Raw genomic sequence first — 11,589 nt, forward strand, 5'->3', positions numbered from 1 at the left:
GTTGCTGGTGAATGAAGAGACGCAATATTTTGCGTCTTGACTGCTACAGGGCAGTGCCTTTTAAAATTCGCAATAGCAGACATCTCTAAGTATAAAGTATGGCGCACGCAAGTCTGACCTGTCCCGGAGCATTTAGGGGAGACTTTCCTACATTGCAAGTCACGCTTTCGCTTAAGACTTACGCTAGGTCAGGTTTATTACTGTAGCAGCCAAGACGCAAAATATTGCGTCTCTACAAAACACGATCAACGAACAACGGTCAACCAATAACCAATAACTACTAACTAACCACCATTCTCCGTCGTACTAAACTCTAAACCTAAAAAGTAAAAAAAGATGGTAGAACTACATTCCGACGCTGATAATATTGAGAACACGGCCCAGTGCATCATGGATGCTTTTAAATCCATGAACATAAACGAGGGAGAAACGCTGCAATACCAGGAACTGTACCCATACTTGCAGGAGCGTTATCCGCATTATAAAGATGTGCAGAAAGAGGCAGAGCAGCATTTGTCTAAAGCGGGCTTTGTGAACCCTGCGCCGGACGGCCTGATGCTGACCCAAGTTGGTGCTGCAAACCTTTACAAGAACAGCTAAGATATCCCAGGTTAACGCTAAGTTGGGGCAAAGGCGACTGGTTACTTATTACTTGTCGCCTTTGCTGCTTTTAATTATTATACTTTGTTTAACTCTTGTTATAGCACGTATATACTTATAAGTCAAAAGTATAAGTGTAGTTAAAAGTATAATAGCTGGAATAATGAAGACAAACATAAAATATATAACAGGCGCCCTGGTACTGAGTATAGCAAGCTGCACATCGCTATCGGAGGGGCAGCAGAACCTGCCACCCGGTGCAGTTACAGAGCGAAGAGTGCACTATACCCGGGACATAGATATGAACCTGAGAGAGCGGATGGACGAACAGGCCAGCGAGATAAACCGCAAACGAAACATAGAAGAGTTTGACAGAAACGGCCCTGCCACTACACCACCTGCGCTACGGCCCCAAATGCTGCCTATTTCACCTGTAGACTCTACCAGGCACAATATTTACTGGCCCATCAGGCCTGTTATAAGGCCTATCCGGGTAAACCAGAATTAACAATAGCAAAAAAACGCCCCGTCATTTAAGTATGAACGGGGCATTTTTTAGTGGTGCTTATTTCTTTTTCTTTTGTTTTTCCTCGACCTCTTCCACGGGCTCGTCTCCTACATGCAGTTCATCCGGCTCCAGGTCAACGTATACTTCGTTTTCTTTGGGTGTGTTAAGCGACTCACGGTCTGCTTCTCTGGGTGCTGGGTTTTTGTCTATATTTTTTCTTGGCGCGCCTTCACCCAGTTTGTCTGCGTCGTTTGTAGTGCGAAAGTTATCTTTATTCTTCATCTCAAAGTATAGGTAAGGTGATGCTTTGTCTTACGCAAAAAATGCGATTAGGTCAGAGAGATTACAGATTTTACCATTTGCCAGTTAAGCGCGGTGCAATCGCGCTGTATTTGTATATTTGCATCTTTAAGAAGAAACATGACCACTACACCAAAACGCTATACTGTTACGGCTGCATTGCCTTACGCCAACGGTCCGGTTCACATCGGGCACCTGGCCGGGGTATACCTGCCTGCCGATATCTATGTGCGCTACCTGCGCTTGCAGGGCCGCGATGTTAAGTTTATCTGCGGATCTGATGAGCATGGGGTTCCGATTACGATACGTGCCAAGAAGGAGGGTATTACACCACAGCAGGCTGTAGATAAGTATCACGAACTGATCAAAAAGTCTTTCGAGGATTTTAAGGTGTCGTTTGATGTGTATGACCGCACTTCTTCGCAGGTACACCACGAAACAGCCTCCGACTTCTTTAAGAAACTATACGCCGATGGCAAGTTTATAGAGCAGACCACGCAGCAGTACTACGACGAAACAGCCCAGCAATTTTTAGCGGACCGTTATATAGTTGGTACCTGCCCTAAGTGCGGCAACGAGAATGCTTACGGCGACCAATGCGAAGCCTGTGGTTCTACCTTGAATGCTACCGACCTGATCAACCCGAAAAGCACATTGAGTGGTGCTGTGCCGGTAATGCGCGAAACAAAGCACTGGTACCTGCCGCTTAACGAGTATGAGCTATGGCTGCGCGAGTGGATCGTGGAAGGTCACAAAAGCGACTGGAAACCAAACGTGTACGGCCAGTGCAAAAGCTGGATAGACCAGGGCCTGCAGCCACGCGCCGTAACCCGCGACCTGGATTGGGGTGTGCCGGTACCGGTTGAGGGAGCAGAAGGCAAGGTGCTGTATGTATGGTTTGATGCGCCAATTGGCTACATTTCGGCTACCAAAGCGCTTACACCTGACTGGGAGAAATACTGGAAAGACGAGGAAACCAAACTGGTACACTTTATCGGTAAGGATAACATCGTGTTCCATTGCATCATTTTCCCGAGCATGCTAAAGGCTCACGGTGATTACATACTTCCGGACAACGTGCCTGCCAACGAGTTCCTGAACCTGGAAGGCGACAAGATATCTACCTCACGTAACTGGGCTGTTTGGCTGCACGAGTTTTTACTGGACTTCCCGGGCAAAGGCGATGTTTTGCGCTATACGTTGTGCGCTAACGCCCCTGAAACAAAAGACAACGACTTTACCTGGAAAGACTATCAGGCCCGCAATAACAACGAACTGCTGGCCATACTTGGTAACTTTATTAACCGTGCCGTGGTGCTTACCCAAAAGTACTACGAAGGCACCGTGCCTGCTCGCGGCGAGCTAACTGACTACGACAAAGAAGTGCTGGGCGTGCTGGAAGGTATGCCGATGGTCATTGCGACTTATATTGAGCGTTACCGCTTCAGAGATGCATTAAGTGAGTTGATGAACCTGGCACGTTTGGGTAATAAGTACCTGGCAGACACCGAGCCCTGGAAGCTTATCAAAACAGACGAGGAGCGTGTAAAAACCATCATGAACATTGCGCTGCAGATATCTGGTAGCCTGGCTATACTTATGGAGCCGTTCCTGCCAACATCTGCCGATAAACTGCGCAATATGCTAAGTATGAACCCAGCGATGTGGGCTGATGCTGGCTCTGCCGAAATGCTGCCAGCCGGCCACGTAATCGGTAAGCCAGAGCTGTTGTTCGAGAAAGTGGAGGATGCTGCTGTAGAGGCCCAGGTGCAGAAATTATTAGATACTAAAAAGGCAAACGAAATGGCAAATGCTGTAGCAGATCCAGCCAAAGATAATATCTCTTTCGAAGACTTCTCTAAGATGGATATTCGTATTGGTACCATTCTGGAAGCTGAGAAAGTAGCTAAAACCAAGAAACTCCTGAAACTGAAGATAGACACCGGTATAGATCAGCGTACGGTAGTTAGCGGCATTGCAGAGTTCTTTAACCCGGAGGAGATCATTGGCCAGCAGGTAAGTATACTTGTAAACCTTGCTCCACGCGAGATCAAAGGCATCACCAGCCAGGGCATGATACTTATGGCTGAAAATGCTGATGGTTCTTTAGCTTTTGTGCAGCCAAGCAAGCAAATTACAAACGGCGGAACTGTGTCGTAAATTTCTTATGTAGAAGAGACGCAATACCTTGCGCCTCCTGTAGTAGCCGTTGATAAAAGGCCTCGTAGTTCATTCAGAACTACGAGGCCTTTTTCGTAGGCTATTGAAGACGCAATATTTTGCGTCTTCAAAGGCAGGAGGATAATCCATACCAGCTGCTAAGGAAAACATTGTGTCAGTAGCAGATTATGTGCTGATTGATATTTCTGTAGCCTTCTTTTAGCACGCCCATGACAACCTGAACAGCCTTTGAATACGCAAGGTATTGCGTCTCTACATTGGTAATAGCAACCGGTATTACATCAGTAAATTTTCAGGGTTGTTCTTTTCTACTTCCCATTTATCCGGATTGTTGAAGATGTAGTTTCTGATGTTCTGCAGTTCTTTTTCAGAGCGGATAATTCTATCGAAATATCTGCTCTGCCAGAAGAACTCAATTCCACTTATAGTAGCGTATTTCTTAACCCCAGTTTTATATCCTCTGATAATCGAAGCCAGGTTACCAGACTGTGGACCGAATTTATTAGGTTGCCATTCTTCACGATCAGGCTTATTGATAAATATGATGCCATGAATATGATTGGGCATCACAATAAATCCATCAAGCTTTACAAACGGATGGTATAAAGGTATCTGCTCCCAGTAGTTAGCTGCTACCGCTCCAATTTCAGTTAACCGTAGAGACGCAATACTTTGCGTCTCCAAAGGCGTTTCAAATTGCTCAGTATTTTCAGCGGAGTAAACTACCTCACCAAAATAATGCTCTTTCTCTTTTGTGCAAATGGTTATAAAGTATAAACCATGCGAACCGTAGTCCCAATTGTCCAATCGAGCTGGTGGAATCCGGAAGGTACGTTTATACTTATCCATAGGGCAAGTATACGGAAAGCTTGGCCTTTTGAGACGCAATATTTTATGTCTCAAAAACCTTGCGTCTATTTTCTATAGCAGATGGTACGAATTTTTCCGGCGCCTTTGAAGACGCAAAGTATTGCGTCTCTACAAAAAAAATCTCACAGCCCTGAATGAACTGCAAGGCCTCTTGCTTCCAGTTACGCAGGACCTACACCGTGTCTCTATATTACCGCAGGCTCACCGGCAGCTACAACAGGCTTGTGGGAAAATACTTCCACCTTTTTCACAACAAAGTATAAACCAGAACAAACAAAGATTGCAAGCACACCCAGTACCCACCAAAGTGTATCAAAGCCATAGGTTGATGCAATGGTAGTGCCCAGGTAAGGCGCTACAACATGCGCTGCCGCATACGAAATAGTATACAGACCCATGTATGACCCGCGGTTGCTGTCGTCGGAGCGCTCAACGGTGATGGTTGCCATAAAAGGCATCACCAGAATTTCAGAAAAGCTTAACAAGATCATGGCAATGTAGAGCACTGCTATGTGCAATGTCATATTAAGAACTATAAACGAAAGTCCCATTACCAGAACACCAACTGGTATCAACACCGATTTTTTGATTTTGTCACCTACTAAGTATACCAGGATCATCTCGAACAGGAAAACGATTAGCCCATTTAGTGCAAGCAATAGTCCAATATTTTCTTCGGGTAAAGTATATACCTGGCGATAGTATAAAGGTAACGTTGAAAGCAGCTGGAAAAAAATGATGGCAAATCCGCAGTTGAGCAGCACAAAGATCACAAAAATCCCATCGGTGTAAGGGGAGCGCGCTTTTTGTGTTGGCGCAGCAACTGCCGGGTCTTTCTTCTGTGGTCTGTGGCCCTGCCTGTTTCTGAAGTATACAAAAAAGAACAAGCCAGCCATGATACAAGTAACACCATCAGCAACAAAAAGCCACTTATAAGAAATAGCCGCCAGCAAACCACCCAACGCAGGACCAACAGAAAAGCCCAGGTTAAGAGCCATACGGTTTAGTGAAAATGCGCGGGTAACGTTTTCCGGCCTGGCATAGGAGGCTACAGAAGAAGCATTGGCAGGGCGAAGCGTATCGTTTACAAGGGCAAGTATAAATACAGCTGCCGCCATATACTTAAACTGCTCCAGGTACAGAAACATAAAGTACAAACTGCCTCCAACTGTCAGGCTGAAGAACTGTACTTTAAAGTGCCCAATCCTGTCTGTAAGCCAACCGCCCAAAAAGGAGCCGCAAACAGAGCCCAGACCATAAATGCTAAGTATGGCGCCGGCCTCTTTTAACGTATAACCCAGTGCCTCTGTAAGGTATACTCCCAGGAAAGGTATTACCATGGCGCCGCTTCTGTTGATGAACATGATCAGCGAAAGCATCCAGGCTGGTTTGGAGAGGCCGCCAAAGGCATTACTGTAGAGGAGGAGAATTTTTTTCATAGTTGTAAAGTATAGGCAAATGGGTGGCGAAAAAGCAAATTTATACGTTCAGTTTTGTATTAAAAATGTAGAGACGCAATAATTTGCGTCTCTACATTTTTAATTATCAGTAGTATGCCTCAATAAGGTGCAAGTCTATTTGGTGTTATACTGGTTCATGGTGCGCTCCAGGCCAATGGTGCCAAAGGCTATCACGGAGTCAGCGGCTTTTTCGATCAGCGTCTGAAGTTCTATACTTTCGTCGTCGCTGAACTTGCTTAACACATAGTCTACCTGCTTGCCTTTATGAAACGAGTCTCCTACACCAAAGCGGAGGCGAGGGTAGTTGTTATGCCCAAGCGTTTGCTCAATGTGCTTTAAACCGTTATGCCCTCCGGCGCTTCCCTTAGTGCGGATGCGAATCTTTCCGAAAGGTATGGCAATATCGTCGGTGATCACCATCATCTGTTCTACTGGCAGTTTCAGGTTACTTAGCCAATGCTGAACCGCTTTACCGCTCAGGTTCATGTAGGTAGTTGGCTTTACCAGCACAAAGGTGCGGCCTTTGGTTTTTATCTCGGTCACAAAGGAGTGGCGGCCTGTGTCAAACTGTGCGTCGTGTTTCTTTGCCAGGTAATCCAGCACCATAAAACCAATGTTATGCCGTGTTTCGGCATATTCCGGACCTATGTTGCCAAGGCCCACAATCAGGTATTTCATACTTGTATTTTCGGGTAGGGCAGGTGCTGCTGCTGAAAGCCCCAGCCACTGTTTTATACTTTCTATTGTTGAATTGCTCAAGTAATTAACGGTTGAATTGTTAAAGGTTAAATTGCTAAATAGAATAGCACGCGTTTTAATGAGCTTAGCAATCAACAATTTAACCATTTAACTTCTAATCAAAAACAAAAAATCCTGCCCTGCTGAGGCAGGACAGGATTTAAAGCTAAAAGCTGTGTTAGCTTATTTCTTACCGGCACGTGCCTCTTCCATCTGTGCACTCTTAAGAGCACGAGGAATAGTAACTGTAGCTACTGGTGCAAGTGGGTTGCTCAGGATCTCGAAATCACCTGCTTTGATCTTACCAACTTTGATTGATTTACCAAGCTCAAGATCAGAGATATCAACCTCGATATAATCTGGAAGGTTAGCAGGAAGCGCTTTTACTCTAAGCTTACGCAGCTTAATTACAAGCTTACCACCAAGCATAACACCTGGAGAGTTACCTACCATCTTAACAGGAATATCGATCTTAACTGGCTTGTCTTCTTTCAGCTCAAGGAAGTCAACGTGCAGAAGCATTTCGTTCACTGGGTGGAACTGTACATCCTGCATGATCGCTCTGTAGTGCGTGCCTTCGATGTTCAAGTCTACTTCGTATACTTCCGGAGAATAAACTAAGTCTCTGAACAGGATAGCTGGTGCATAGAAATGAATCTGCTCAGCACCGCCATATAGTACACCTGGTACATAAGACTCATTGCGCAACTCTTTCGTCTGCGCTTTGCCGAGATTTGCTCTTTTAAACCCTATAATCTCTAAAGTTTTCATAAAAATGAATTCGTTAAAATTTTGAAGCCACAAAGGTATGGATTTAATTGTTGATTGTTAAATTGTTGATTGTTTTTTTCTTGTATTGAAAAATCAATCTAACAATCAGACTCTCAGTTACCTTTCGAACCTACTATGATATTATATGTACTATCTGATTGTTAATTATTGCGAACAACAATCAACAATCAGATATTAACAATTAAATGAACAATGAACTGATCGATTCGTGCGTTACCACATTGTTGATAGCTCTTGCAAACAGGTCAGCGAAAGAAAGCACCTTTATCTTTGAACTCTCATGCTTTAGCGGAATAGTATCCGACACAACAAGTTCTTCTAAAACTGAATTCTCGATACGCTCATAAGCCGGGCCCGATAGTACTGGGTGGGTGGCAATAGCTCTCACAGACTTGGCACCTTTTTCTTTTAGAAGCTCTGCAGCTTTAGTAATAGTGCCTGCAGTGTCTACCATGTCGTCTACCAGTACTACGTCCATACCTTCCACGTCACCGATTACCTGCATAGAGGCAATCTCGTTGGCGCGTTTACGGTGCTTGTCGCATACTACCATTTCTGCTCCGAAGTTCTTGGCAAAGCTGCGCGTTCTTACCACACCTCCTACGTCAGGAGATGCGAAGATCAGGTTTGAGCCTAGGTTGAGGCTGCGCAGGTAAGGCACAAAAATAGCCGAACCATCCAGATGATCTACCGGAATATCGAAGAAACCCTGAATCTGACCGGCATGTAAATCGCAGGTCATCAGGCGGTCAGCACCGCAGCTCTGTATGGCGTTGGCCAATACTTTGGCCCCGATAGAAACACGTGGCTTGTCTTTTCTGTCCTGGCGTGCATAACCATAGTATGGCATCACTACAATTACTTTGTGAGCCGATGCACGCTTTGCAGCATCAACGAGTAACATAAGCTCCATCAGGTTATCGGCCGGCGGAAAAGTAGACTGCACAATGAATACTTCTGCACCACGCACAGACTCGTTAAAGTGTACGCCGATCTCTCCATCGCTGAAACGGGAAATGGTTAAATCGCCGAGCTTAGTACCGTAGGCGGTAGCTATTTTCTCAGCTAAATACTGTGAGGCGGAACCGGAGAAGATTTTTACCTGTGGCATAATTCTACTAAATGCTAAGTGTTGAGTATTAGGGTTTAGGTTAACTATGCCTGCAAAGCTACAAAATTAGTTCTATAGCTTTCTGTTATTTATGAAGTTTAAATAAAGAGGAACGGTAATAGGTAAGCAGACAAAGTACTATAGAAAAGTTTCTCGGGTTTCTGAAAATTATAAATGTTCTTTTTAAACTCCCTCAGATTACCTGATACTTTCTATTAAGTTCTATATTTGTTATGTCTTAACACATCATACACTTGCCCATACTTTTTGCTGTGAAACAACTCTACTGCCTGCTTATCATTTGTGTATTTGCACTTCTTCCGCTACTCAGCATTGCTCAAAACGAAGCCAATACCTGGTATTTTGGGAATGGATATGGTTTAAAATTTCGAAAGGGCGCAGCAGAAGTAATAAACGCTGGTCCCGCTAATACTTCTACTACCTATACTTATTCTAACAAGGCAGGGCAGGTAATACTATCTGTGAACTTGTATGGTATGTACAATAAGGATGGGAAACTCATCGAGAACGGCGGATGGGCAGCACGAAACTTAGGGTTTGATATGTACATTATTCCAAAACCAGGCTCAAACTCTTTGTTTTATGTATTTTATACTTTAGAGGTAATAAGTGGTGTGAACTGGACCGATAAACAAGCAATTGGTTATGCTATAGTTGATCTTGCGGCCAACAATGGAGCTGGTAAAGTACTGGAGAAAGATAAAGTCATTTACCAGGATACGCATGGGTATTTTACGGTTTCAGGTAATTGTGGAAATAATACCTATTGGTTAGTGGGAGAGGCTAATACAAATATTAAATTGGGTACGGACCAGTTGTTTGCTTTTAAGATAACAGATCAGGGTATATCAAAAGAGCCTGTGCGCTCAGAGCCGGTTTTAATTGGTAACGCTAAATTTTTAAAATTCTCACCTGCAGGTAATAAGCTTGTCTTTGCTTACAGGGGTTATGAGGATATCGAAGGGTTAGGACTAGCCAATTTTAATACCCTGACAGGAGAGGTGTCAAAGTCTATCAGAGTAGAAGGAGCCGACTGGTATGCAGTTTTTTCTGCTTCAGGTAAAAAGTTATACCTTAATAGTAACAATAGCGCAATTAAAAAAATATGGCAGTTTGATATTAGTTCTGATAACGAGCAGGATATACTTGCTTCTAAAAAACTTGTTTATGACGGGCCAGTGAGTTTAGATTTGGGCCAGCCGGCACCTAACGGTAAAATTTATTATTCACAGGTAGAAAATCAAATGGCACTAGGAGTTATTAATTATCCTGAACGTGAAGGCCTGGCCTGTGAAGTATCTCCTAACGCCATTAGTTTCCCTAATAAGTTTGTTAGAAGCTTACCTGCTTTCTCTGCCAACTTTCTATATTCCATTACCGAAAACCTTGATGCGGGGGCAGATAAACAATTGTATAAAGGGGAGGAGGTAGTATTAGGTGGGGCTTACGATAAAAATACAGTATATCGTTGGGAGCCTGCAACCTATTTAAGTGATCCAACTTCCCCTAATCCTACGTTCCGGTACACAGAAACCGTAAACAAGAAATTAGAACTAACCTACAAACTCTATGTTAGTGAAGGAGTCTGCGCCCAATCAGATGAAGTGAATATAACCATACTTCCCCTACATGAAGGAGCATCGCTAACAAGAGATCAAATACCAAATATTTTTACCCCTAATGGCGATGGCATTAACGACACCTTTTCTGTTCCGATGCTGGAGCTTTACCCGGATAATGAACTTGTTATACTTAACAGGTTTGGGAAAGAAGTGTACCGCAAAGAAAGCTATCAGGGGAACTGGAACGGGGAAAACGTGGTGTCAGGTGTATACTTTTATCAACTGTACATCAAAAAGCTTGATGAGCACTACAAGGGCTGGGTTGAGATCGTGAGATAATTTTCTCCTTGATAATGATTAAGCCTGATTTAATCTGTAGTAGATAGGTGTGGGTTGCTATACTTCAGGTTAAACTTTGATATGTAATTTATAAGGAATATGGCTCAGGAGCATCTGCCATGATGGATTAAAAACGAAAAAGCCCTTAGATCAGATCTAAGGGCTTTTTATGTTGTCCGACCAGGGCTCGAACCTGGACTCTTCTGAACCAAAATCAGACGTGTTGCCGGTTACACCATCGGACAATCTCCCTACTAAACTACTGGGTGGAAGCCCCTTCGTCGTTTGGTGATGCAAAGATAGAGAGACGATTTTAAACTGCAAACAAATGCTGCAAAAAATTTGCAAAAATTTAGTCGGAAATCTGCTCTAACGCTATGTCAAAATGCTTTTTGACAACAACAAGGGTTTCAAACTAAGTGCTGTTTCTATGGCAGAAGTGGTCTAGTGCCTTACCTAATTGTATGAAATTCACGCCATTAATTTGCGCAGCATTTGTGTTTAATGGTAAGCTTGTACATTTTATTTATCACAACCAGTCTACCCGTTTGGCAGACATATCAGTTTATACTTTAATCTTATAGCACAATTTTATATTTTTTAAAATCCCCCTGATTTGCATGAATGGTAATACCATGTATATACAGTAAAAAAAAATATTGCTTTTTGTGAGTCAGGAGTGTCACTCCCATAGAGTTTATGCGTAATGAAATGTTCACACCTTATTTACGTTTATGTCTACCTCAACAATTAACTCTGATATTATTACAACCACTTGTGGCCAGCAATTAGACCTCAGTAACACAGAGCTGGTAATAGAGCGTTCTAACAGCCTTTTTAGTTATAATATTCACAAGCTAAAAACCGGCGAGTATGTGATCTGTGAAAAATTTTATGCCAACCCATTTAACAACCGGTACATTTTGCTAAACGATGACCAGATAGAGCTGTTGAAAAACCTGTAAAAAGGTGTGATGTCATAAGCTAATTAACTCAAGTTGCGTGATAGTACACGCGGTTTAACACAAAAAATCTGTTCTGCCAGCGGCTGTTGTACGTTTTAAAGTTTGCAGACTTAATTCGTAACAGCCATGACAGAACAGACCA

At 43.4% G+C, this 11,589-nt stretch carries 11 protein-coding genes and 1 tRNA gene; 5 read left to right on the top strand and 7 right to left on the bottom strand.

Translation table 11 applies throughout. The annotated features are described in order from the left end of the window. Positions 1 to 336 precede the first annotated feature (336 nt). Positions 337 to 600: a hypothetical protein gene (locus K0O23_RS19180; RefSeq protein WP_246597225.1), complete on the top strand. Its 264-nt coding sequence runs from the start codon at positions 337 to 339 to the stop codon at positions 598 to 600. 163 nt (positions 601 to 763) lie between these two features. Further along, positions 764 to 1,108 (top strand): hypothetical protein, encoded by a 345-nt coding sequence (locus tag K0O23_RS19185; RefSeq protein ID WP_219879078.1) that lies wholly within the window; start codon positions 764 to 766, stop codon positions 1,106 to 1,108. Positions 1,109 to 1,165: 57 nt separating this feature from the next. On the opposite strand, the gene K0O23_RS19190 is transcribed toward K0O23_RS19185, so the two are convergent. Then, the gene (locus K0O23_RS19190) at positions 1,166 to 1,390 is read right to left on the bottom strand and encodes a hypothetical protein (RefSeq protein WP_219879079.1); all 225 of its coding nucleotides are present in this window, start codon (positions 1,388 to 1,390) and stop codon (positions 1,166 to 1,168) included. 138 nt (positions 1,391 to 1,528) lie between these two features. On the opposite strand from K0O23_RS19190, the gene metG reads away from it, so the two are divergent. After that, entirely contained in the window at positions 1,529 to 3,568 is a 2,040-nt protein-coding gene (metG, locus tag K0O23_RS19195; RefSeq protein WP_219879080.1) for a methionine--tRNA ligase, read from the top strand. A 297-nt stretch (positions 3,569 to 3,865) separates the two neighbouring features. On the opposite strand, the gene K0O23_RS19200 is transcribed toward metG, so the two are convergent. The 5 genes from K0O23_RS19200 to K0O23_RS19220 all read right to left on the bottom strand — a co-directional run bounded on the left by K0O23_RS19200 (position 3,866) and on the right by K0O23_RS19220 (position 8,560). Then, the gene (locus K0O23_RS19200; protein WP_219879081.1) at positions 3,866 to 4,438 is read right to left on the bottom strand and encodes a transposase; all 573 of its coding nucleotides are present in this window, start codon (positions 4,436 to 4,438) and stop codon (positions 3,866 to 3,868) included. A gap of 206 nt (positions 4,439 to 4,644) precedes the next feature. Further along, on the bottom strand, positions 4,645 to 5,898 hold the full coding sequence (locus K0O23_RS19205; RefSeq protein ID WP_219879082.1) for an MDR family MFS transporter: 1,254 nt from the start codon (positions 5,896 to 5,898) through the stop codon (positions 4,645 to 4,647). Positions 5,899 to 6,033: 135 nt separating this feature from the next. Continuing rightward, the gene (pth, locus tag K0O23_RS19210) at positions 6,034 to 6,597 is read right to left on the bottom strand and encodes an aminoacyl-tRNA hydrolase (RefSeq protein ID WP_219879088.1); all 564 of its coding nucleotides are present in this window, start codon (positions 6,595 to 6,597) and stop codon (positions 6,034 to 6,036) included. Between the two features lie 243 nt (positions 6,598 to 6,840). After that, positions 6,841 to 7,428 carry a 50S ribosomal protein L25/general stress protein Ctc gene (locus tag K0O23_RS19215; RefSeq protein WP_219879083.1) on the bottom strand — a complete coding sequence of 196 codons (588 nt, stop codon included), beginning with the start codon at positions 7,426 to 7,428 and terminating at the stop codon, positions 6,841 to 6,843. 202 nt (positions 7,429 to 7,630) lie between these two features. Beyond that, positions 7,631 to 8,560, bottom strand: coding sequence for a ribose-phosphate pyrophosphokinase (locus tag K0O23_RS19220; RefSeq protein WP_219879084.1), 930 nt, complete (start codon positions 8,558 to 8,560; stop codon positions 7,631 to 7,633). A gap of 272 nt (positions 8,561 to 8,832) precedes the next feature. Here K0O23_RS19220 and K0O23_RS20445 point away from each other — a divergent pair, with 272 nt between their 5' ends. Next, complete coding sequence (locus K0O23_RS20445; RefSeq protein WP_219879085.1) at positions 8,833 to 10,482, top strand: gliding motility-associated C-terminal domain-containing protein; 1,650 nt, start codon at positions 8,833 to 8,835, stop codon at positions 10,480 to 10,482. A 172-nt stretch (positions 10,483 to 10,654) separates the two neighbouring features. Here K0O23_RS20445 and K0O23_RS19230 read toward each other — a convergent pair. After that, positions 10,655 to 10,727, bottom strand: a tRNA-Gln gene (locus K0O23_RS19230). A 489-nt stretch (positions 10,728 to 11,216) separates the two neighbouring features. Between K0O23_RS19230 and K0O23_RS19235 the strand changes: the two genes are divergently transcribed. Then, entirely contained in the window at positions 11,217 to 11,447 is a 231-nt protein-coding gene (locus K0O23_RS19235) for a hypothetical protein (RefSeq protein ID WP_219879086.1), read from the top strand. The last annotated feature ends 142 nt before the right edge of the window (positions 11,448 to 11,589 follow it).

It is taken from the genome of Pontibacter aydingkolensis, assembly GCF_019443125.1.
Taxonomy (GTDB): domain Bacteria; phylum Bacteroidota; class Bacteroidia; order Cytophagales; family Hymenobacteraceae; genus Pontibacter; species Pontibacter aydingkolensis.